The following is a 22577-nucleotide window of genomic DNA, read 5'->3' on the forward strand; positions in this document are numbered from 1 at the left end:
GGCCAGGCGAGCCGTGTGCCTTACCGCCCGCACGGGTGAGCCGGCGGCCAAGTACCGGATGAGGAAGTGGCAGGCTCGATTGCCGACACCTCGCGGCAGGCAGGCGATCATGATCTCGGGGCCGGAGGTGGTCGCGTAGGGCCCCTCAGGCGTTTCCAGCCCCGGGGCACGCGGCGTTGCGGCTACGCGCGCCGGACGGCGCGACGGGGTGCCGGCACGCGGGGCGTCGCGCGGAGTGCGGCACCGACAGGCAAGGTCGGTGCTGTGAAGTCTGCGCCTGGATGGCCTGACATGTATTCAATTGACGGCGTGCAGTCAGCGATGAAACGGTGCAGCGGCGCCACCAATGAGGCGCTTCGTACACCAACTCCCCGCTGACCACGGGGAGAACAAAGGGGAACGCATGCTTCACAACATTTCCGTCAAGGCAGCGCTGTCTGCTGCTGCCGTCATATCGGCCCTGCTGATTCCGGCGGCCGGTTCCGCGTCCGCCGCGCCCGCCGTCTCAGGGAAGACCGGCGCCGCGGCGGCCGACAGTTTTGACGCCAAGTGCAGGAGCCACAGCCGCAACTACGTCCTGAAGAAGTACTACCGCCAGGTGCCCGTTGGTCCCCCCACCTTCTACACCCTGCGCTGCGGCACAAGCACGTGGGGCTGGAAGCACATCAAGGCGGGGCACGGTTGGGACAGTACGATGGACAGGAAGATAGGCGCTGCCATCGGGTCCGGGGACGCCAATGGCCGCGGTGGTTACTCCACCTACGCCAATCAGTGCCCGCGAGTGGAGAAGTTCCGCACCATCCTCGGTACCCCGGCCGCGAGGAACGACCTCCTGACGGCCTACAAGGTCGACCAGCCGGCCGCCGCCGCTGCTCGCTGCTAAACATGGTGTTGGGGTGCGGGCCGAGGCGAAAGGGTGGTTGACCACTGTGGAGGAACGGACACCAGCCGAGCAGGCCCTGAGCCGCTCGTACGTCACCGCTGACGGACTGCGGTTCGACGTCGTCAAAATGACGGTCGAGCACCATCCGGACCGCAGCGCGACGTTGACGTACTGGCTGACTGTGGGCCGCCAGGACCACCCGGATGAACGTTGGGTCGTCGGCATCCCCTGGGACGACAAGTCCTGGGCGGATGTGCTCGCCTCGCCCGCACCCCCTTCCGACCGACTGCTGCAGCTCGTGCACCTCGTCCACGCCCATCTGGAAGAGTGGTGGGACACGAAGGGACACAACCGGAAGTCAGCAAAGATGGGACGGCGACTTACCTGACCCATCCCGCCCACGCAGCCAACACCTCCTTTCCTCCGGCGAAGCCGCGTGTCTGGCGGACCCGCACAGACCGACGACGTCGCGGTAGATCTTCTACGGGAGGCGTCACGCCGCGGAATCAAAGATGTCAAGCGGTGTGCTTGTGGATCACGCCAAGATAGTGGCGTTCACGATGGGGCACGTGGTCGTCACGGCGAGGCGTGAAGAACACCGCGCAGACGTTGGCGGGTTGGGTAAGGATGCTGGATTGCTCTCCGAACGTGAGGCGGTCGTTGACGTCGTGGCGGCAGTCGACTGCATCAAGGCCGGCGACCAGGTCTTCTCGGGACACTGTGGACGGGTAGGACTCCGAATCAGGCAAGACCAGCGGCGGCAACTCGGTCGTCGAGCCTGGCCGGAGCCTGATCCAGATTCCGCTTACAAGGCGTTGGGTGATGACCAGCTCCAGGTCGTTCCAAGCGTAGGGGTAGCCGTCAATGTCCGGTTTCATCCGGATAGCGGGGTGCGGGCGTCCTGGACCCAGGAGATCCTCGGCCTCGGTCAGCGGAATGCCGCAGCGAAGCGGGCCGATACGGCCGGTCCGGGCGAAGTCGACGAGCACGTTCATCAAGGTCACGGCAGTGACTCTGGCATCTTCTCGCGCTGACCCACACCTGGATAACGCTCGAGGGGTCCTCAGCACGGCTCACCGGGTCGGCACGATCGTGTGCGGGCGGTGACGTCGATGACCGGCAGCAGAGTCGCAGTCGCGGGGGCGCCGATCTGGCTCGGTGTCGGCCCTGCGGGGGTAGGAACGTTGGCGAGTCGCTTGAGTAGCTTGTCGAGGGCGGTCTGCCCGTCATCGACGACGGCGCGTTCATCGTCGGTGAGCGGGATATTGGCCGGCGTCTTCTGCAGGTTGTCTTTCGCCTCCAGCAGTTGGCCCTTGCTGGATTCTTCCGGGGCGTAGAAGTCGCAGCGTGCGCAGGCCATGCGGTGCTGGCATTGCTCGAGGAAGGTGTGGTGCACCGGCCGTGGCCGAGGTCGTAGTACTGCCAGGGCTCGCCGCTGGCAGCGGCGCCGGAGGCGACCGCGTCGCGGTCGACGAGAACTTCGGTGGTGCGTACGTTCTTGGCGAAGCAGCCGGCGTCGTTGTAGGCGCCCTGGCCAGGGTGTTCGGGGTGAGCTTCGCGTTGCGTGGTCGCCTCGGGAGTCCGGTGGCCCAGCCATTCCTGGAGCTCAAAGAGGGTTGTGGGCTCCTTGGCGTTATAGAGCTGGCTCGCGATCGTGGACCCGGCCCGGTGACTGGTGATGTTGCCGCGGACATCGGCGTTGGGGACACCGGCCTACTTCGCCCGCTGTCAGGAGGAAGGCGGTTACACCGGGCGGCGACCAGGTAGGAGACCGCGTCCGCGGCGACTGCTAGGCGGCGCCGATCAGGCCGATGAGCGCTCCGGCGAGAGCCGGGCCGCCGATGTCGGCCAGCGTATTGGCGCCGGCCAGTTTGGCGTTGGCCTCCAGAAACCGGTGCGGAGGCAGAAGGTGTGGGATGTAGGACAGGCTTGCAGCCATGCCCACCACGTGGCAGGAGCCAACCACGAAGGCGGCCACCACAGCTGCATCAGCGTCAGTCTGTCGTAGGAGGCCGCCAGTGGGATGGACGGCATCGCTGTCGCGCTGATCAGACTCGTCGCCATCATCAGGGGCCGTTTGCGGGGATCGCCGCTGAACTGAGCGAGGAGCCCAGGACGGCGCCGGCCTGCCCTGCCCAGTAGAGGCGGAAGTCGAGGTGGCGCCAAAGACTCAAGCGTGCGCTGGATTTCATGCCAGGCCGTCCACCGACGTCGCGGGCGGTGTGCCGTAGGCGAAGGGCGTGAAGTGCGCGGCGGTGTGGTCGATGGACAGGTCGGGATGCCAGGCCGTGAGGATCTGTGCGCTGCACACGAACAGGCCGTCGGGAAGAAGATCGAGGGGATACCAGGCCCAGTCGCCGACGCTCTCGTTCGGCTGCGTGGCCGGCTGTCCCCGCCAGGCGTGAACGTGCGCGCCCACGGTGACCCGTAGGACACCCTCGACGTGGTCGACGAGCGTTCCCAGGAGCTTGACATCGGCCGGGCGGGCGATCAGACCGGTCTCCTCGCGGAGTTCGCGGACGACCGTGGCTTCGAAGGACTCTCCGGCCTCGACGGTTCCGCCGGGCAGTTCGAGGGTGCCGCGACGATGGCGGCCCAGAAGCAGCCCCTGCTCGCTGAGGAGGATCGCGCCGACACCCACGGCCGCGTGCGCCAGCGGGGGCGTGGCGCTGCGGGGGCGGCTGGAAACCCGCGCAGGCCGGTCGGGCAGGCGGCGGGCCCGGATGAGCTGCTGGATGACCGGGGCACTCTCCTCAGGGTGGTGCAGCAGGTCGATGGCCTCGACGCGAAAGCCGTACTCGGTGAGCAGGTCCTCCCACAGCTGCGGTGCGAGGACCCACATCTGGGACGGCAGGGGCGGGTCGTCACGCAGCAAGATCATCTGTTCGCGCGGTGCCACCTCCGTGGAGGGGCCGCGGCCGTGCAGGTCGGTGTGCAGGAGCGAGAGGATCAGCGGCGCGCCAGGGCGTAGGCCGTCGCGCAGTGCGGGCAGCACGCGGTGCGGGTCGACGAATGCCAGGGTGCCGATGGCGTACGCGGCATCGAACGGCTCGGCCTCGGCGAGGTACTCGGCCACATCCCCCTGCGCGAATTCCACATCCGGAACATCCGCGTGCGTGGAGGCGGCGCGTTCGTGCTGGGTCGGCGACAGCTCGATCCCGGTGACGCAGGCGCCGTGAGCGCGTGCCAGATGCACGGCGTGGTGGCCGGCCCCGGAGCCGATGTCCAGGACACGCCGGCCGGTGATGTCGCCGAGGACTTCCGCACCCGGTCCGACCCCCTTCCAGGGCGTCCAGGCCAGGCGGTCGGGGATGGGCGGCATGTAGGCGCGGGCCAGCTGGCGCTGGCCGTAGACGGTCCAGGCTTGGGTGTTGACGTCCTCGACGGACACGATCTCTCCTAGGCGGGCAGCGCGACGCGGATCAGGTGTGCGTGATGAGGTAAGCGGGGCCTTCGCCGAGCCGGGCCCGTTCGATGGCGTCGAGACGGGCGAAGGCCCTTGGCGCCATCAGCTCCTGCCACCCGGCGAGGTCGTGGACGGCCCACATGTCGTGCTCCGCGGGATTCAGGCGGATCCGGCGGAGCTGGTCCGCGCTGAGCCGGCCTCCGTCGAAGATGAGACCCACCTTGTTCAGCGGCATCCGGGGCCCGGCGTGCAGGAAGTGCGTCAGGAGCAGCCTCGGCATCTCCAGGCCGAGTTCGAGGCAGGTTTCTTCTACGGCTTCGCGCTGGGCGGTCTGGAGCGGGTCTTCTCCTTGCGCGTCGAGGTCGCCGCCCGGGAACTGCCAGAGCCGGGATCCGTAGACCGAGCGCAGCTGTACCGGCCGGTCGTGCTCGTCACGGACGTACAGGCAGCCGTACACCGTGTGATGGGGAACGGTCTGCGCGTACTGCGAGGGTGTCATCGGCATGGGGCGGCCGGGCCGTGCGGGTCGGTGGTCGAACTCGAAGGCGAGGGCGCCGAGCGACTCCTTGGCCGGCGGGTAGATGGTGCGGAGGTTGACGAGCAGTTCTTCGCGCGGTCCGTCCGGGTCGATGCGGGCGGGGTCCTCCGCGCTGAGCAGGTCATCGAACGAAGCGTACGTGGTGATCCGCTTCACGATGATGTCGAGATCCCGGTTGCTGTCCCGGTCGTGGAAGACGATGAAGTCCCCGACTTGGACGGCCGCCTTCTCGGGGGTGGCGACGCGGGCCTCGATCGTCTTGCGTCCCGACTCCACCTGCCGGTAGTAGCGCCCCAAGAGGTGGAAGTGATGCTCGCGCCGGGAGGCACTTTCCCCGTTGTGGGCACTTGACGGCGTGCGCTGCGCTGCGACGTGCGCTGCGGCCTCGTCCTGGCGCGGCCCCCGCAGGACGAGGAAGACCAGCCCGTCGGCATCGTGCCGCTCCGCAGCCGCCCACCGGTTTTGCAGGCGTGCGAGTTCGTCCTCGTCGAGGGCGATACCGCGCCGTTCGGCTGGAGTGTCGGCGGCGAGCGGGGTGATGATCACGAGGGCGCCGCCGGGCCGCAGCCGTCGGCCCAGCGCGTCCAGGGTGCGGTCGCGGGCGCTGAGGAACGGAGCGACGAATCGCAGGGTGATCAGGTCGTAGCCGTCAGCGTTCAGCGATGCCCCGTCGTCCCCCTCGACGTCGAGGCGACGCCAGCGAGCGGCGTCGCCGTGGCGGGTGCCGGCTTCGGCGAGGGCGGTCTCGGACCAGTCGATGGCGTCCACGGTGTAGCCGGATGAGGACAGGTGCGCGGCGAGTTCGCCGGTCCCGCATCCCACTTCAAGAGCCCGCCCCCCGGCAGCAGGCGGCACATGCGTGGCGAGCAGCGAGCGTTCGGTGTCGGTGAGTGGCCGGTAGCGGCGCCCTTCGGTGTAGCCACGGTCCCATTCGTCCTGCGTGGTGAACATATGCGGAAGCACACCCTTCTTGGTAGCGGTACTGGCGACGGCGGGGCAGTGGAGCCCGCTGGTAGCCGCCTGGGCCGGTCGGTCGTGTACGGCCCCGTCAGGACCAGCCCATGGGGGTGTACGGCGCGCCGCGGGAGATGGCCTCCAACGCGACGCGCGTGTACTCCACGATGGGCTCGGGCAACGCGTGGAGCGGCCACCAGCGCCATGCGGTGCAGCTTTCCGGTTCGCGTACGAGGGGCTCGCCCTCCCAGCGGGAGGGAGCGAAGAACAACCCCACACGCGGGATCGTGCTCCCGGGGGCGAGCAGGTCGAGGACGTGGACGAGCGACAAGTCGTGCTCAGCGATGCGGAGTCCGGTCTCTTCCCGCGCTTCCCGGACCATGCAGGTGACGGCGGATTCCATGTCTTCGCGGTGGCCGGCGGGCAGGTGCCAGGTCGACGGGGCGAAGGCGCTGCTCGGGTGGCGTTTACCCAAGAGGACGGCCCGGTCCCGAATGAGGACGAGGTGGGCGCCGATGATGCTGCGGCTGCGGTGATCGCGGGACTCGCGGACCTCCACCACGGGAAGCGTTCCGCCGCGGCGGCCACGGGGCTGGTGCGCGTTGTGGTGTGCGTGGAGGACCGCGGCGGTGCCTGGGTCCATGGTCATCTCCGCTGTTTCCTCGATGCGGGTCCAGCGCAGTTGGATGCCCTCGCGCAGTTCGATCTCGTGCACGGGGGTGTTCAGCGTGCCGTGGTAGACGCGCACGCGGTCTTTGAACGACCCGTTAGCGCTCAGCGTGTCCAGCGTGACGAAGCCCGTCAGGTCCGGGACGGCGAGCCCGATCTCCTCGTCGAGTTCGCGCACGATGGCCTCGTCGCAGGTCTCGCCCCTCTCGGTGTTGCCGCCGAGCAGGGCCCACTGCCCCGGACGCCAGATTGGTTTGTTCGCCGAGCGCAGGTGGAGCAGGTAGCGGCCCTCGTCGTCAGTGAGCAGGGCCGCCGTGCCGGGAACGATCGGCCAGTCGATCGTGACGCGGGTGTGCTTCTTGACGAAGACGTGCGGATCGTCGGTCGCGAGCGTGGGACCGTCGTCGGTCAGGGGGTGGATGGTGATCCGCGGACAGAGTGCGGCGCGGTGATTGCGCTGCCAGTGCTGGACCTGTTCGGCCATCTCCTGGGCGGCCAGGTGGCCGTGGGGACCGTAGCCGTGGACGACCAGCTCGTACACACCGTTGCCGTCGTCGCCGTCGGAGATGCGCTCGGTGGCCAGCCGCGCGAGGGAGGCGCCGCGTACGATCGCGGCGCCGGGCCAGTGCTGGGGTGGCGGGTTCAGGACCCCGTTGTCGCCGTCGGGGTCGACCGACAGGCGGCAGAAGCCGGGCAGGGCTCCGGCCAAGTAGAGGGTGAGGGCGTCGGAGGGCTCCTGGCCGCCGACGGTGACGTGGCTGTGCGCCACGAACGGCTCGCGGGCGAGGGCCGGTGCGAGTTGGTCGACGGGCAGTGGGGTGCCGTCCCCCCAGGACAGGTGGACGCCGGTGCCCGGGACGGTGCGCCGGTTCGCGTCCCACGCGCCGGCTCCCTGCATGGCGACGAATCCGCAGACGATGAGCGGCTCGTCGCTGTGGAGAGCCCCGTCGCGCTTGGTGCAGCCGATGGCCCACGTGTACTGGTGCAGGCGCAGGGGCGCGACGAGGCGTCCGCCGTCGGCGAGAGCGTCGAACCAGGGAAGGTCCCAGGTGTCGACGGTGACCAGGATGGTGTCGAAGCCGCCGTCCGGCACGATGCCGACGGGCAGGTGCTCGGCGTCGGCGGTGACCACGCGGACGCGGTCGTATCCGGTCCGGGCCAGGTAGCGGGTGGCGCGGTCGGTGACGGCCGGGTCGATGTCGAGGGTGGTGACGCCGCCGGTGGGACCGACGAGTTCGGCGATCAGGGCGGCGTTGTAGCCGCCCGAGCCGATCTCCAGGACGCGGTGGCCGGGCTGGAGGCGGGCGGCCTCCAGCATGTCGGCCTGCAGCCAGGGTGCCGAGATGGAGCTGGTGATGCGGCCGTCGTCGCTGTGGCAGGTGGCGACGATGTCGTTCGCGTACGCCTTCTGGGGAGGTACTTCGGGGGCGAAGGCGTGCCGGGGCACGGTACGCAGGGCCTTGTCGACCGCGGGGGTGCGGACGTGGCCGGCGGCGGCGAGCTGGTCGGCCAGCTGGTGGCGCAGTGCGCCCGCCTCGTCGAGGCCGGTGGTGGGAGGTGTCGTCACGGCGGGCCTCTCGATCGGTCGGGTCATGCGGGATCCGCGACGGTGGGTGCGGTGGGGTTCGGGATGCCGGCGGTAGGGGCGTACTGCGCGGCCTGGGCGTCGAACATGGCGGCGTACCGGCCGCGTGCGGCGATGAGTTCGTCGTGCGTGCCGTGTTCGATGAGGTGTCCCGCGTTGAGGACGTAGATGCGGTCGGCGTGACGGACCCCGGACATGCGGTGGGTGACCAGGACGACGGCCCGGTTCGGGGCGGCAAGGCGGCGGATGCGGTCGAACGCTTCGATCTCGGCTTCGGGATCCAGAGCGGAGGTGGGCTCGTCGACGATGAGGATGCTGTCCGCCTGCGAGGTCGAGCTGCGCCAGTGGGTGCGGGCCAGACCCACTTTCTGCCATTCACCGCCGGAGAGTTCGATGGCGCCGCGGAACATGCGGGCCAGCAGACTCCGAAGACCGTCGGGGAGTTTGGCGATGACCGGGGCGGCGCCGGCGTAGTCGACCGAGGGTTGCAGGTCCTGCGGTGTGGCGGCGTGGGCAGGGCGGCCGAGGCGAATGTTCATCGCGGCGGTCACGGGCCAGCGCTGGAAATCCTGGGTGAGCAGCGAGACGCGCTCGAAGACCTGCGAACGGTCGAGGCCGCTGATGTCCGCCTCACCCCAGCGCAAGGTACCGGCCTGGGGCAGCAGCAGGCCCGAGAGGATCTTCATCAGCGTGCTCTTGCCGGAGCCGTTCTCACCCACCACGGCGGTGACCGAACCCATCGGCAAAGTCAGCGACACCTGCTCCAGGGCAGCCGTGTCACGGTCGGGGTAACGGTAGGTAACGCCGTCGAGGACGACCTCCTTGACCCGCTCGGGCACCGCGTCGCCGCCCGCGGGGATGGTGCGCTGCGCGGCCTGGGTCAGGAACCGGCCGTGGTCGCGGACATAGAGGGACTCCTCGTGCAGCTGGTTGATGTTCATCACCAGCGCGCCCAGGCTCGCCGATCCGGTCCGCACCGCGATCACGGCGGTGCCTGCGATGGCGAGGCTCATGTGCCCGGCCATGATCAGCCAGAACATGGCCCCGTACGTCGCGGCCATCGCCAGGCCGGACAGCGCGGAGGCGACCCATTCGGTCAATGCCTTGCTGGAGGCGAGGCGTTCCTGTTCGGCTTCGGCGCTCTCGGCCATGCGCTGGTAGCGGCTGAGGAGGAAGCTGCCGACGGCGTGGAGGCGGACCTCCTGGGCCGCGGTGCGCTCGGTGAGCAGATTGCCGATGAGCCGGCTGGCCCGCACGTGCTCGATCCAGCTCATCACCGACACGTACCGCTCCTGGGCTACGCGCATGGCGCCCCAGCCGCGCGGTGCGGCGATGAGGATCAGCATGGGCAGCAGGACGGGGTGGAGCACGGCGAGGACGCCGGCGGTGGTGATCAGCGAGATGAGGCCGTTCAGGGCGGCGACGCAGGCGCTGATCATGCGGCGGGCGGAGCCGGGGCCGTGCTGGGCGATGTCGACAAGCCGCCGGAAGTCAGGGTCGTCGATGGCTTCCAGCTCGACACTGGCGGCGGCGGCCAGGTACTGGGTGGTGGCGATCCGTTCGACCTTCGGTTCCAGGCGCCCCGCGCGGGAGGTGGACCAGGCAGAGAGGGCGGAGTTGACGACACCGATGGCGGCGGCGGCCAGCAGGCCTGGTAACAGCGCGTGCAGTCTCTCGGCGGCGCTGCCGCTTCCGGCGAGCAGGGCGTGCATGACGACGTTGATGGCGAGCAGGCCGATGGCCGCGGCGATGCCCTGGCCCATCTCGCTGACCACCACGGCCAGCAGTGCGCGCCGGTCGGCCTGCCACGCCATGCGCAGGGTGGCGCCGACGAGCGCGGGCATGGAGCGCAGCGCGGATGTCATGGTCAGGTCCAGGCCCGCGTGCTCGTGCTGAGACCAGCCCATGTCGTAGCGCAGCGGTCCGCCGAACAGCTCTTGTTCGGCGTCGGAGACCCGAGGCTCGGCCATCGTCACCGGTCCGAAGAACCTCTTCACCGGGTGCCTCCCGAGGTGGGCCAGTTCAGTGCCCGGTACGACGGGCCGTGGGTGAGCATGTGGAAGATGGCGGCGGTGTAGGGGTGGCAGGCCGGCGGGGGTTTCTCCATCGGCACCCAGAACAGCCCTTCGTGCTTGTCCGGCTCGGCGTTGTGCGGCTCCCCGGTCCAGGACTGGGCGACGAACACGGCGGTGATCCGGTCCATGCCTTCGCCGGGTCCGTGGTGGTGGACGAGGCCGCAGAACTCCTGCTGCTCGGCGCTGATGCGGACCCCCGCCTCTTCCATCGCTTCGCGCCGCGCGGCGCGGTCAAGCGGTTCGTCGGCCTCCAGATGGCCTCCCACGACGGTGAGCTGTCCCGGTGCGAGGACCGCGTCGGGTTTGCGGAGCACACACAGGGCGGCGCCGTTCGCCCGGAGCAGGACCTGAGCCACGTCGGCGATCAGCAGGTGAGGAGAGTCGCTCAACGTCGTCCCTCCTGCATCGGGCGCTCCACGGTGCGCCGGCCGCGGGCGGTCACGAGCGGGTTGCCGTGACGTGGGCCGTAGATGAGGGGGAACGGAAGGCGGTTGGAGTCCGTCATGCCAGGTACCTCGTATCCGGTCGTGACCCGTCGGCGAGGAGGGCGGCGCGGCCGGCAGCAGGGTGGGCGGTGGTGTCCGAGGAGACGGCGGTGTTTTCGAACGCAGGATGAACGAGCGCAGAGCGGCGTACGGGATGCATGAGGACTCCTCGGGGTGGGATGCGGACAGGTGATCGGGTAACGGGGGGTCTCCTGTCGCCGTCACGGGTGCGCGCGGGCTAAATCTAGAACCCGATTTCGAATATCGGACCCTCTCCGTGTGTGGCCGAGCTCGGCGTGCCGTGACGCTGTGTTCGATCACTCATGTGGGTTGCGGTACCTCCTCCGGGGGATTGCCAGGCTCCGCCTTGTCGTCCTGCAGCAGCGGCCCCAGTTCGGCGAGGGCGACGGCGAGGGCGAGGGCGAGGGCGACGGCATCGGACAGCGACTGCCGGTGGCCAGCGGGTAGGACGTCGGCCCCGAGCCCCGCTGCCGTGATCACCGCGTTGAGGGCGTCGTCCCGGTCGGTGCTCAGGGGGTGCGCGTGGCGGGATGGTGCAGGACCTCGCGCGCGGCGTAGGGCTTGCGTTGCTCGCGCAGCAGATCCAGGTCGACGTCTTTGGTGAGGTCGAGGGGGAGCTGCTGGTCGTCCTCGGCGAGCAGCACCCGCTCCGGCACCCGCAACCGGGCCCGCCAGCGTGGAGTTGGTCCGCCCACTCCTGCAGCGTCGCGCTGCGGGCGGGGAGGGCGCGGCTGCGGACCTTCCACCGGGCGGCGGTGAGGATGGTGCGCCGGTAGGTGAGCGCAGGGGTGAAGGGCAGGGCCCAGGCGGCGCCCCGGTCGAACCAGGTCACCTGCGGTGCGGTGGTCCGGCTGATCTCGCCGAGGAACCGGGCCATCGGCGGGGTGTAGTTGTTCCACAGGAAGTTGATCGCGGTCGGCGCGAGCAGTTCCGGGCGCGCGCCCGTGGCGATCTCCACCAGCTGGGGGCGGACAGCGGTCGTGAGACGGTCGCCGGGCCCCGCACAATGGTGCCCGGCATCGAACAGGAGGACCCCCACATGTCCCGCAACCCCGAACGGAAATACCGCGTCGTCACCTCGTTCCAGCGGTGGATCGGCAATCCACTCCTGAAGCGCCTGCCGATCCAGACCCTGCTGGAGACCACGGGACGCAAGTCGGGGCTGCCGCGCCGGACCCCGGTCGGCGGACGGCTGGTGGGGCGGGAGTTCTGGTTCGTCAGCGAGTACGGCGGGCGTTCGCAGTACGTGCGCAACATCCAGGCGGACCCGCGGGTCCGCGTCCGCGTCCGAGGCCGCTGGTACACCGGGACCGCCCATGTGATGCCCGAGGACGACGCCCGCGCGCGACTGAGGACCCTGCCGCGGTTCAACAGCGCCGCGGTGCGGGCGATGGGCGCCGGTCTGACGACCGTGCGCGTCGATCTCACGGACTGATCCCCGGCGCACGGGGAATTGCGCGTCGGACGTGGAATTCGCATTTGCCTTTTCCGGAAAAGTGTGGGCACGCGCTTGTGTGCCCTTTCCGTGCCCACACTCCAGGGCGTTTCGTCAAGCGCGAGATTGACAACATTCAAAGGGATCGAACGCGCCCGGTGTGGTGCCGAATGAATGCTACGGTTGAGCCTCGTCCCGAGTCCGGATCGCGTGCCGTATCGGCACCCTGGCCTCGGATTGCATAGCGAGTGTTCCGTTTCATCAGACTCCGTTCACTCTTTCTTTTCCCCGATCGAGACACCGGCATTTCATGTCTGTGGCGTGGTCGGGGAGCACTGTTTCCTGCGCACTCCCTGGAGTACTCGATTCATGTCTGCTGAGAGCGTGACCGCTGTTGCCCCCGCGGGGCCGGATACGTCCGGCTCCTCGTCCGGAGGCCGACATCTCGGCCTGGCTCTTTTCGTGATCGCCGCGGCCCAGTTGATGGTCGTCCTGGACGCCACGATCACGAACATCGCCCTGCCCGCCATCCAGACCGACCTGGGCGTGTCCGACGCGAACCTCGCCTGGATCGTCAACTCCTACGCGCTGGCCTTCGGTGGCCTGCTCCTGCTCGGCGGGAAGGCGGGTGACCTCTTCGGCCGGCGGAGGATGTTCCAGGTCGGCACAGCCGTCTTCACCCTCGCCTCCCTGCTGGGCGGACTGGCCCCGAACGAGAGCCTGTTGATCGGCGCGCGCGTCCTGCAGGGCGTCGGTGCCGCACTCGCCGCACCCAGCGCCCTGGCACTGATCACCACGACGTTCCCGGCCGGAAAGTCGCGCAACACCGCGATGGGCGTGTACGCGGCGATGGGCGGTGTCGGCGCCACCGTCGGCCTGCTGCTCGGCGGCACACTCACCGACGTCCTGGACTGGCGCTGGGTGTTCTTCGTCAACATCCCCATCGGCCTGGCCGTCCTGGCGGGCACCCGCACCCTGGTCGAGGCGGAGCGCCACCCCGGACGCCTCGACGTCCCCGGCGCGATCACCGGCACCGGCGGCCTGATCGCCCTGGTCTACGGCATCACCCGGGGCGGCGAGCACGGCTGGACGGGCGGTGTCACCCTCGTCTCCTTCGCCGCCGCGGCCGTACTCCTGGCCGCGTTCCTGTACCTCCAGGCCCGCACCGCCGACCCGATGATGCCGCTGCGCCTCTTCAAGGACCGCACCCGGTCGGGCAGTTACGCCACGATGCTGTTCATCGGCGCGGGCATGTTCGCCACGTTCTACTTCCTGACGCTCTACATGCAGCTGATCCTCGGCTACAGCCCCGTCAGGACCGGCTTCGCCTACCTGCCGTTCAGCTTCGGCATGGCGATGGCCGCGGGCATCAGCTCCAAGCTGGTCACGCACCTCGCGCCGCGCCTGATCGCCGGCCCCGGCCTGCTGGTCGCGGCCGTGGGCATGTTGTGGTTCGCCACCCTGGAGCCGGACTCCTCCTACACCGCGCATCTGATGCCGGCGATGTTCGTGACCGCCCTGGGCCTGGGCATGAGTTTCGTCCCGATGACACTCGGCGCGGTCAGTGGCGTCTCCCACCAGGACACCGGCGTCGCCTCCGCACTGCTCAACACCGCCCAGCAGATCGGCGGCGCGCTCGGCCTCGCCATCCTGTCGACGATCTCCACCTCCGCGGCCGACGACAAGCTGCCCGAGGCGGCCGGCTCCCTCTACCGGGGCCTGGCCACCAAGGACTTCGCCCTGGTGGCGAAGGCGGGGGACGCGGTGACCCACGGCTACACGATGGCCTTCGTCGCCGCCGCGGCCATGTTCCTGGCCGGTCTGCTCGTCACCGGGTTCGCCATCAACGCGGGCAGGCAGCAGCACACCGAAGGCGCCGCCCCGGTCCACATGGGCTGACGCCCACCAGCGGGGGGACCCCCGTCGCCCTCACCCCGCACGGCAACGCCTTCCTCATCCCGCTCGCCGCCCTGGCGGTCCGGGCCGAGGAACACCTGCCGCCGCACCCCGACCGACCTCGCCACAAGACCCTGGCAGGGCAGCCCTGAGGACCGTCAGCCGACGTGGTCCGCTATCACCCGGGTGATCTCGCGCGTGATCCGCGCGATGCCGGGGGAGCGGACCGGGCAGGGCTTCGGCGTGGACGTGGTCGGCGCCAGGCAGAAGTGCAGATAGTCGTCGTCGCGGTGCAGGGCGGTGCGGTCGCGGCCCGACTCGGTGCAGTACGACGCGTGGTCGTGCTCGTACGCGGTGCACGGCAGGTACTGCGCCCACGTGTAGCGGGCCGTCGCCGGGCTCACCGTCCTCCCGGCGTCGGCGACCAGGTCGTGGGAGGCCGCGGCCCGTGCCGCGTAGAGCGCGTTCACGGTCCGGATCCGCTCGGGGGTGATCGGGTCCGGACCCTGCGACACCCAGACGATCCGGGGCCGTCGGGCGCCGCCCGCGTCCGCGATCTGCTCGGTCAGCCGCCGCATGTCCGCCGCGTACCGCTTGAAGTAGGTGGCCGGTTCCTTGTCGTACGTGATGCCGTCCATGCAGGGCGTGTAGCCCCAGGAGTTGCCCCAGAACTGGAGCACCACGAAGTCCGGCCGCAGCGAGCGCACCAGCGCGGCGGCCTTGTCCGCGGGCGGTACGAGGGATCGCTCCCCGGTCCCCTCCAGGTAGTCGCAGAGGGTGGTGCCGGAGTAGGGGGCGCTCGTGTAACGGGCGTCCACCTGCTCCCGGAGCGACTGCCCGAGCACCTTCTGGCCCTCCATGGCGAGCGAGTCCCCGAGGTAGAGAACGGTGGGCGCCTTCGCCGCCGCGTCAGCTGTCGTGGGCGAGGCGGCGGGGCGCTGGCGGGTGGTCGTGGTCAGTGACGGAGCGGCCGTGGGCAACGCGGGATCCGGCGGCGACGGCTCCGGCCCCGACGCGGGATCCCCGCACGCGCCGAGCAGCAGCCCGGCCAACAGCACCCCCACGATCCACGGCCTCCGCATGAAGCAACTCCCGCCCCGCCCGCCGAAAGGGGTCCCCAGGCAAGCACAGCGCGGCAGCAGGGGGAAGACGTACGTCGGTCACGGCCGCGTCGGGTCTCAGACCGGGGGACGGTGGCGGATGCGGGCTGCCAGCAGCGCCACGTCGTCCTCCGCGTGCCGGGCGTCGAGCCCTGCGAGGACCCGGTCGAGGGCCGCGTCGACACTGGTCCCGGAAGGCAGCCGCAGCCCGGCCAGCCGGGCCAGCGAGGCGTCGATGTCCTCGCCGCGCCGCTCCACCAGACCGTCGGTGAACATCATCAGGGTGTCGTCGGGAGCGAGCGCGCGCGAAACCGCCTCGTAGCCGCCCACGCCGGTGCCCAGCGGCGGGCCGACCGCCAGCTGCAGGAGTTCCCCGGTGCCGTCCCCGGCGAACACGACCGGCGGCAGATGCCCGGCGCTGGCCAGCATGGCCGTGCCCCGGGCCGGGTCGACCTGGACGAGCAGAGCGGTCGCCGGACGCCGGGCGCTGTCCTCGGACACGGCCGCGTCCAGGCGGCGCAGCACGCGGTGCGGCGGCAGATCGGTGGAGGCGACATAGCGCAGCATCGAGCGGTACGCGTTCATGTCCACCGCGGCGTCCAGCCCGTGCCCCATGACGTCGCCCACCACCAGCAGGGTGCGCCCGAAGTGCAGCCGGACGGTCTCGAACCAGTCCCCGCCCACCAGGACGCTGCTGCCCGACGGGAGATAGCGGGTGGCGAGGTCGAGGTTGGGATGCGGACGGCCCGGTTCGGACAGCAGCGCCCGCTGCAGGGAGAGCACGGTGTCGCGGACGGCGTCGTGCTGCCGTGAGTGGCCGAGGTGGACGGCCGCGAGCCGTGCCGCGTAGTGCATGACGGCGGTGCCCCGGTCGCTGAAGGCCCGCCCCTGCCGGACGGCCAGCAGCACTCCGTACAGGTGGCCGTGTGCCAGCAGCGGCACCGTCATGACCTCCCGGGGGACCGTGCCGGACAGGTCGAGCGACGCCGTGATCGCAAGCCCCTCGTCGAGCGCCTGGACGGACAGCGGGCGGGCGCCCTGCGGGGTCCAGGGGGTGAGCAGGTCGGTCCGGCCGCCCGTGGCGACACGGGTCAGGTTCGGCTCGTGCGAGTGCTGTGCGGCCGGGACGTCCGTGGGCAGCAGATCCACCGCGGCGGCGTCGCACACCTCCCGGCACACGAACTCCGCGAGCTCCTCGCAGGTGATCCGCTCGTCGAGGGTGGTGCCGATCGTCTCGACGGCGTCCTCCATCGCGGCGAACGGCGCCCCTGCCCCCGTAGCGTCGTCACCGCCTCGGCTCGTCATGCCACCTCCACCGTCGCACGCACGTCTGGTTCCATCCACGCACGCGCGTCGCGGGCGCGCATGCTCAGGTGCGCGCCGGAAAGTCGTTCATCAGCACGGCCGCCCCGTCGAAACGGCCGGCCTTGAGGTCCCGCAGGGCCCGCAGCGCCTCGGACAGCGGGTAGGTGTGCGTCGTGGCACGCACGCCGTGGCGGGCAGCCAGCGCCAGGAAGTCCCGCCCGTCCCGGCGCGTGTTGGAGGTGACGCTGCGCAGCTCCTTCTCGTAGAACAAGTCGCTCTCGTAGTGCAGCGGCGGGGTGTCGCTCAGATGGATCCCGGCGACCGACAGGATCCCGCCCCGGTCGAGGGCCCGCAACGCGACCGGGACCAGGTCGCCGACCGGAGCGAACAGGATCGCGCTGTCCAGCGGCTCGGGCGGCTCGTCGTACGCGCCCCGGGCGGACGCGGCCCCGAGTTCCAGCGCGAGCCGCCGCGCGGCCGGGTCGCGCGTCAGTACGTGCACGGTGGCGCCCTGTGCGAAGGCCAGCTGCGCGCACAGATGGGCGCTGCCGCCGAACCCGTACAGGCCGAGCCGCCCGGCGTCCGGCAGCGCGGCCCGCAGCAGCGCGCGGTAGCCGATGATGCCCGCGCACAGCAGCGGCGCCAGCGCGACGTCGTCCACCTCGCCGGGCAGCCGGTAGGCGAAGGCCGCCGGGACGGTCGTGTACTCCGCGTAGCCGCCGTCGGCGTCCCAGCCCGTGTACTCGGAGGCCGGGCAGAGGTTCTCGGACCCGCGCGCGCAGTACCCGCACGTGCCGTCCGTACGACGCAGCCAGGCGACGCCCACCCGGTCGCCGACCACGTGGTCGCGCACGTCCTCGCCCGTCGCCGCGACCACGCCGACGACCTCGTGGCCGGGCGTCACCCGGGGCCGGCGCACCGGCAGGTCTCCCTCGCTGACGTGCAGGTCGGTGCGGCACACCCCGCACGCGCGCACATGGACGAGCAACTCGTCGGCCCCCGGCACCGGGATCGGCCGCTCGACGAAACGCAGCGGTTCTCCCTCGATGGGCCCGGGCCGGGCCACTTCCCACGTGTGCATCATCCCGTGTCCCCGTCCCGTCGACGACCACCCGAGCCCTCTCTCCAGTGTCGTCCAGGGCGTCCCGCTCGGCGCGCGGCCCGCACGGAGGCTGGTTAGCGTGAAACCGGAATGAACCGTAACGAAATCAACCGTAACGAACCGGGAAGAGTGGAACGCCATGGCAGTACAGCCCGAGGGAACGCCCTGCTGGGCGGACGCGATGTTCAGCGACGTCGAGGGAGCGAAGAGTTTCTACGGTGACGTGCTCGGCTGGACGTTCGGCGAGTCGTCCTCGGAGTACGGCAACTACACCCAGGCCTACGCGAACGGCAAGGCGGTGGCCGCCGTCGTCCCGCCGATGCCCGGCCAGGAGGGCCAGTCCGCCTGGTGTCTGTATCTCGCGTCGCCCGACGCCGCCGCCACCGCCCAGAAGATCCGGGCCGACGGCGGCGAGGTGCTGATGGAGCCGATGCAGGTCGGCGACTTCGGCACGATGGCGATCGCCCGGGACCCGAGCGGGGTCGTCTTCGGCGTCTGGCAGCCCGGCCGGCACGAGGGCTTCGAGGCGCGGGGCGTGCCCGGCGCGTACTGCTGGGCCGAGGTCTTCACCCGTGAGCCCGAGAAGTCGGACACCTTCTTCTCGGCCGTCTTCGGGTACCGCATGAAGCAGCTGGACGACGACGCCGTCGACTTCAGGCTGTACGACCTCGGCGAGGATCCGGTCCTCGGCCGGATGCGGATGACGGACGACTTCCCGCCCGAGGTCCCGTCGTACTTCAACGTGTACTTCACCGTCGAGGACTGCGACGCCGCGGTCGCGAAGGCCACCGAACGGGGCGCCATTCTCCGCTTCGGGCCGATGAGCAGCCCGTTCGGCCGCTTCGCCGCGCTGAGCGACCCGCAGGGCGCGGCATTCTCCGTGATCGACGTCAAGACGACCGAGGGCGCGATGCCCAAGGCGACCGAGGTCTCCTGAACGGACCACGGATCCCCCACGGACCGGCCCCCCGGAGAATGGCGGAATTCCTCCGGGGCGGACCGGGCCCTTTGCCTCCGGGGCAACCATGCGCATGCGGTACTCGTCCTCTCTTGTGGTTGCGGCACGTTCGAACGGCCGAACCCCCCACAAGGATTGCGAGCGAAAGAGACCTCATGCTCCGCATTCACTTCACTTCGGACGACCTGCAAAACATTCGAGTGGCCCGGCAGCCTGATCCCCTGTGGGAACTGATGTGCAGTGTCTGCCGTCTGGAAACCGGCCAGGGACCGCTGGAATTCGGACATTGGCGTCGCTCGGCGCGGCAACGATTCTCCGGCGACTCGAACCTGGGCCGCGCGCTGCGCCCACTGCGCGCCCTGATCCCCGCCACCGGCTATATTCCGGACTTCCTCACCCCGCCGGTCACCGGCGGCGGTCTTTCCGCCGGACTCGACCAACTGCTGCGCACACCGCGTGTGCAAATGGTCCGCGAACTGTCGCGGCTGGCCGAGTCGCGCCCGGTCCCGAGCTGGGCCGCCTCGCTGGGCAGACCGGGCAGCGACGCGCTCAAGGTGCTGGCGAGCTCCCTGGGCATCTACTTCCGCGGTCTCCTGGAACCGCACTGGCCGCACATCCGTACGGCGGTGGGCAACGATGTCGGGGTGCGCGCCCGAGCCCTCCTCGACGGCGGCACCCAGGCACTGCTGGAGAGCCTGCGCCCGGTCGCGCGCTGGAGTGCCCCGGTGCTCGAAGTGGACTATCCCGTCCAGCGCGACCTGTATCTGGAGGGCCGCGGACTTCTCCTGGTGCCCTCCTACTTCTGCTGGCGCAGACCGACCGCGCTGGCGGATCCCGGTCTGGATCCCGTGCTCGTGTACCCGGTGGCGAAGACTCCGCTCGCCGTCGCGGCCGGTACGGACGGCGGGGTCGAGCGCCTGCTCGGCCGCACCAGGGCCGCCGTACTGACCGAGGTGGCCGGGCAGAGTGCCCGCACCACCTCCGAGGTGGCCGAGGCCGTGGGGATCGCGCTGCCCAGCGCCAGCTACCAGATCGGCGTGCTGCGCGACGGGGGACTGGTCGCCAGCCACCGTGACGGCAAGTACGTCCTGCACACGGCGACGCTGCTGGGTCTGCGGCTGCTCGGCACCAGTCCCCGGACGCGCGAGAGCGTGCTCCGGCCCGTGCGGGGAGCCGCCGCCGGACCGTGGCATGATCGGGGACATGCTTGAACGTGTGGTGGCCGCCTGTGACGGGGCTTCGAAGGGAAACCCGGGACCGGCCGGATGGGCGTGGGTCGTGGCCGACGGCGCGGAGACACCGACCCGCTGGGAGGCGGGAGCGCTGGGCACGGCGACGAACAACGTCGCCGAACTCACCGCGCTGGAACGCCTGTTGACGGCGATCGCGCCGGACGTCCCGCTGGAGATCCGGATGGACTCCCAGTACGCGATGAAGGCCGTCACGACCTGGCTGCCCGGTTGGAAGCGCAAGGGCTGGAAGACGGCCTCCGGAAAGCCGGTCGCCAACCAGGAACTGGTCGCGCGCATCGACGAACTCCTCGACGGCCGCACCGTGGAGTTCCGCTATGTCCCGGCCCACCAGGTCGACGGCGACCGGCTGAACGACTTCGCCGACCGCGCCGCGAGCCAGGCCGCCATCGTCCAGCAGCCCGCCGGCAGCGACCTGGGCTCCCCGGAGCCCCCGCCGTCCCCCGACACCCCGGCCCCCTCCGGCGCCGGCCGCCGCCGCACTACGGCCACCGCCTCCGCCAAGACACCCCGGCAGGGCACGTCGGCCCGTACGATCAAGGCCAAGTTCCCGGGCCGATGCGTCTGCGGCCGCTCCTACGCGGCGGGCGAGCCCATCGCCAAGAACGGCCAGGGCTGGGGGCACCCCGACTGCCGTACGGCCGAGCCCAGCAACGCCTAGTACCCACCCTGCCGCGGTCTCCTTCGGGGGCTGTCCGCCGAACGCTCGGCGGACAGCCCCCGAAGTGCGTGGCGGACATCAGTGCGAAGGTGGGGCGCGTCGGGGAGGATGTGGGTTCTTCGGCACCTGCCGGGGGCGTGGGGCCTTGCAGGGGGTGGCGTGGAGGCGTTCGAGGCGCTGGAGGCGGGGGACCCTCGCCAGGTGGGGCGCTACCGGATCGTGGCGAGGCTCGGTGCGGGCGGGATGGGGCGCGTCTATCTGGGGCGGTCGCCAGGAGGGCGGGCGGTCGCGGTCAAAGTGGTGCGCCCGGAACTGGCGGACGACGGTGACTTCCGGCGCCGGTTCGCCCGGGAGGTCGCCGCGGCCCGACGGGTGAACGGCGTGTTCACCGCGGGTGTGGTCGACGCCGATCCGGACGGGTCGCCCGCGTGGCTGGCGACCGCGTACGTGCCCGGGGTCCCGTTGGGCGATGCCGTGACGGCGCACGGGCCCTGGCCCGAGGGCCCGGTGCTGGCGCTCGGCGCGGGACTTGCCGAGGCACTGGAGGCGATCCACGCGGCCGAGGTGGTCCACCGGGACCTCAAGCCGTCGAACATCCTGCTCGCCCCGGACGGACCGCGGGTGATCGACTTCGGGATCTCGGTGACCGGGGAGGCCAGCGCGCTGACCCGCACCGGCGTGGTGGTGGGCACGCCGGGGTTCATGTCTCCCGAGCAGCTGACCGGCAAGCCGGTCGGGCCGGCCAGTGATGTCTTCTCCCTGGGCGCGGTCCTGGCCTTCACCGCCACCGGGGCCGGGCCGTTCGGGACCGGTTCGGCGCACGCCCTGAGCTTCCGTGTCGTCTACGAGGAACCCGACCTGCGCCGACTCCCGCCCGCCGTACGGGACTTGGTGGCGGAGTGCCTCGACAAGGAGCCCGACGGACGGCCCACCGTGCCCACGTTGCTGGACCGGCTGGCCCGAGCGACCGGCGGCGCACCGGCCGTCAACTCCACTCCGTCGCACGCTGGTTGGCTGCCCGAGCCGGTGGCCGCCGCCGTGCACACCCGTACCGCCACGCAGCCCTCGCCCGAACCGTCGGCGTGGATGGCGCCGCCCCGGACGGGGGAGTGGCCCGCCGGTGACCGGCCGCCGTCCGTCGATGCCGCCGGTGCCCCGGCGGGGCCGTCGCGCAGACGGGCCCTGCTCGGCGTGGGCGCCGGTGTCGCGGGGCTCGGGTTCGGCGGCTGGAGCATCTACGACAACAGGTCCTCCGCCACCCGAAGACGCGAGGCCGGGCCCGGCGAGCAGCGCTGGCGGTTCCAGGTCGGCGGCCTCGTGTACGCGTCGCCGGCCGTGGCGGACGGTCTGGTGTACATCAGCAGCAGCCGCAACCTGTGCGCGGTGGACGCCTCCACCGGCGAACAGCGCTGGAAGCGCCCCAGAACCGGTGTCGGGTATTCGTCACCGGTCGCCGTCCGGGGGACCGTCCTCCTCAGCAGCGTCGACGAGAACCTGTACGCACTGGACGGTGCCACCGGCAAGGAACAGTGGAAGTTCCACCTCGGCAGCGTCGGTTCCCAGTCGCCGACCGAGGTCGGTGGGATCGTCTATGCCGGCGGTGAGAACGGCAACCTGCACGCCGTGGACATCGCCGACGGCAGCGAAAAGTGGCACTTCTTCGCCGGCGGCGGGGTGTCCTCGTCCCCGACCGTGGCAGAGGCGGTGGTCTACTTCGGCAGTTTCCACAGCCTGTTCGCGGTGGACGCGGCCACCGGTGAGCAGCGGTGGAAGGCCACCACCGACGCCAGCGTGTTCACCCGGCCCGCCGTGGTCGACGGAGTGGTCTACGTCGGCTCCGAGGTCGGCACCCTCCTCGCGGTGGACGCCGTGACGGGCGAGCAACGATGGAAGACAGCGGTCGGCGGTGTCGTGTCCTCGTCGCTGACCGTGTCCGACGGAGTCGTCTACGCCGGCAGTGCCGACGGCAACCTGTACGCGGTGGAGGCCGCCACGGGCAAGCGACGATGGAGGTTTCCCATCGGCAAACGCACGCTCTCCTCGCCGACCGTCTTCGACGGGGTGGTGTACGTCGGCGGTGGCGACCGCCACCTGTACGCGGTGAACGGCCCGACGGGCAAACAGCGGTGGAAGTTCGCCACCGGCGGGGCCGTGTACTCCACGCCCGCCGTGTCCGACGGGGTGGTGTACGTCGGCAGCGAGGACGGCTATCTGCACGCGGTGACACGGTAGCGACGGATTCGGGTGGGCGCTG

Annotated in this window: 20 protein-coding genes and 1 pseudogene; 8 read left to right on the plus strand and 13 right to left on the minus strand. The window is 70.6% G+C overall.

All coding sequences use genetic code 11. The features are described 5' to 3' along the window. The first annotated feature begins 403 nt into the window (after positions 1-403). Together ACZ7M3_RS04505 and ACZ7M3_RS04510 are read left to right on the plus strand one after the other, a co-directional pair. A complete protein-coding gene (locus tag ACZ7M3_RS04505) occupies positions 404-883 on the plus strand; it encodes a hypothetical protein (RefSeq protein WP_472060644.1) in 480 nt (159 codons plus the stop codon). A 37-nt stretch (positions 884-920) separates the two neighbouring features. Then, the gene (locus tag ACZ7M3_RS04510; RefSeq protein WP_472060646.1) at positions 921-1271 is read left to right on the plus strand and encodes a hypothetical protein; all 351 of its coding nucleotides are present in this window, start codon (positions 921-923) and stop codon (positions 1269-1271) included. Between the two features lie 127 nt (positions 1272-1398). Here the strand turns inward: ACZ7M3_RS04510 and ACZ7M3_RS04515 are convergent, their stop codons facing one another. From ACZ7M3_RS04515 to ACZ7M3_RS04560, 10 genes and pseudogenes are all read right to left on the minus strand, one after another. Then, positions 1399-1887, minus strand: coding sequence for a hypothetical protein (locus tag ACZ7M3_RS04515; protein WP_472060648.1), 489 nt, complete (start codon positions 1885-1887; stop codon positions 1399-1401). A 59-nt stretch (positions 1888-1946) separates the two neighbouring features. Next, positions 1947-2279 (minus strand): hypothetical protein, encoded by a 333-nt coding sequence (locus tag ACZ7M3_RS04520; protein WP_472060650.1) that lies wholly within the window; start codon positions 2277-2279, stop codon positions 1947-1949. A 393-nt stretch (positions 2280-2672) separates the two neighbouring features. Continuing rightward, positions 2673-2822 carry a hypothetical protein gene (locus ACZ7M3_RS04525; RefSeq protein WP_472060652.1) on the minus strand — a complete coding sequence of 50 codons (150 nt, stop codon included), beginning with the start codon at positions 2820-2822 and terminating at the stop codon, positions 2673-2675. Between the two features lie 249 nt (positions 2823-3071). Then, positions 3072-4274 (minus strand): bifunctional class I SAM-dependent methyltransferase/NUDIX hydrolase, encoded by a 1203-nt coding sequence (locus ACZ7M3_RS04530; RefSeq protein ID WP_472060654.1) that lies wholly within the window; start codon positions 4272-4274, stop codon positions 3072-3074. 31 nt (positions 4275-4305) lie between these two features. Continuing rightward, positions 4306-5778 carry a methyltransferase domain-containing protein gene (locus ACZ7M3_RS04535; protein WP_472060656.1) on the minus strand — a complete coding sequence of 491 codons (1473 nt, stop codon included), beginning with the start codon at positions 5776-5778 and terminating at the stop codon, positions 4306-4308. 97 nt (positions 5779-5875) lie between these two features. After that, a complete protein-coding gene (fxlM, locus tag ACZ7M3_RS04540; protein WP_472060658.1) occupies positions 5876-8044 on the minus strand; it encodes a methyltransferase, FxLD system in 2169 nt (722 codons plus the stop codon). Continuing rightward, positions 8041-10032 (minus strand): ABC transporter ATP-binding protein, encoded by a 1992-nt coding sequence (locus tag ACZ7M3_RS04545; RefSeq protein ID WP_472060660.1) that lies wholly within the window; start codon positions 10030-10032, stop codon positions 8041-8043. Before ACZ7M3_RS04545 ends, fxlM begins: the two co-directional genes overlap by 4 nt. Beyond that, positions 10029-10499 carry an NUDIX domain-containing protein gene (locus tag ACZ7M3_RS04550; RefSeq protein ID WP_472060662.1) on the minus strand — a complete coding sequence of 157 codons (471 nt, stop codon included), beginning with the start codon at positions 10497-10499 and terminating at the stop codon, positions 10029-10031. The genes ACZ7M3_RS04545 and ACZ7M3_RS04550 overlap by 4 nt, the downstream gene beginning before the upstream one ends. A 417-nt stretch (positions 10500-10916) precedes the next feature. After that, entirely contained in the window at positions 10917-11096 is a 180-nt protein-coding gene (locus tag ACZ7M3_RS04555) for a hypothetical protein (RefSeq protein WP_472060663.1), read from the minus strand. A gap of 29 nt (positions 11097-11125) precedes the next feature. Further along, positions 11126-11655 (minus strand): annotated as a pseudogene (locus ACZ7M3_RS04560) (lantibiotic dehydratase). Here ACZ7M3_RS04560 and ACZ7M3_RS04565 point away from each other — a divergent pair. Together ACZ7M3_RS04565 and ACZ7M3_RS04570 are read left to right on the plus strand one after the other, a co-directional pair. After that, on the plus strand, positions 11656-12051 hold the full coding sequence (locus ACZ7M3_RS04565) for a nitroreductase/quinone reductase family protein (RefSeq protein ID WP_075025909.1): 396 nt from the start codon (positions 11656-11658) through the stop codon (positions 12049-12051). Between the two features lie 384 nt (positions 12052-12435). Further along, entirely contained in the window at positions 12436-13950 is a 1515-nt protein-coding gene (locus ACZ7M3_RS04570; RefSeq protein ID WP_472060666.1) for an MFS transporter, read from the plus strand. Between the two features lie 155 nt (positions 13951-14105). Here ACZ7M3_RS04570 and ACZ7M3_RS04575 read toward each other — a convergent pair whose 3' ends face one another. From ACZ7M3_RS04575 to ACZ7M3_RS04585, 3 genes are all read right to left on the minus strand, one after another. Beyond that, positions 14106-15029: an SGNH/GDSL hydrolase family protein gene (locus ACZ7M3_RS04575; RefSeq protein ID WP_472060667.1), complete on the minus strand. Its 924-nt coding sequence runs from the start codon at positions 15027-15029 to the stop codon at positions 14106-14108. A gap of 96 nt (positions 15030-15125) precedes the next feature. Next, complete coding sequence (locus ACZ7M3_RS04580) at positions 15126-16352, minus strand: PP2C family protein-serine/threonine phosphatase (RefSeq protein ID WP_472060669.1); 1227 nt, start codon at positions 16350-16352, stop codon at positions 15126-15128. Positions 16353-16416: 64 nt separating this feature from the next. After that, on the minus strand, positions 16417-17433 hold the full coding sequence (locus tag ACZ7M3_RS04585) for a zinc-binding alcohol dehydrogenase family protein (protein WP_472061031.1): 1017 nt from the start codon (positions 17431-17433) through the stop codon (positions 16417-16419). Between the two features lie 160 nt (positions 17434-17593). On the opposite strand from ACZ7M3_RS04585, the gene ACZ7M3_RS04590 reads away from it, so the two are divergent. The 4 genes from ACZ7M3_RS04590 to ACZ7M3_RS04605 all read left to right on the plus strand — a co-directional run bounded on the left by ACZ7M3_RS04590 (position 17594) and on the right by ACZ7M3_RS04605 (position 22555). Then, the gene (locus ACZ7M3_RS04590; protein WP_097226789.1) at positions 17594-18391 is read left to right on the plus strand and encodes a VOC family protein; all 798 of its coding nucleotides are present in this window, start codon (positions 17594-17596) and stop codon (positions 18389-18391) included. 176 nt (positions 18392-18567) lie between these two features. Then, positions 18568-19623, plus strand: coding sequence for an ArsR/SmtB family transcription factor (locus tag ACZ7M3_RS04595; protein WP_472060671.1), 1056 nt, complete (start codon positions 18568-18570; stop codon positions 19621-19623). Next, positions 19604-20323 (plus strand): ribonuclease H family protein, encoded by a 720-nt coding sequence (locus ACZ7M3_RS04600; RefSeq protein ID WP_351311624.1) that lies wholly within the window; start codon positions 19604-19606, stop codon positions 20321-20323. The genes ACZ7M3_RS04595 and ACZ7M3_RS04600 overlap by 20 nt, the downstream gene beginning before the upstream one ends. Positions 20324-20482: 159 nt before the next feature. Further along, positions 20483-22555, plus strand: coding sequence for an outer membrane protein assembly factor BamB family protein (locus ACZ7M3_RS04605; RefSeq protein WP_472060673.1), 2073 nt, complete (start codon positions 20483-20485; stop codon positions 22553-22555). Positions 22556-22577: the final 22 nt, after the last annotated feature.

It is taken from the genome of Streptomyces sp. NPDC111656, assembly GCF_055656965.1.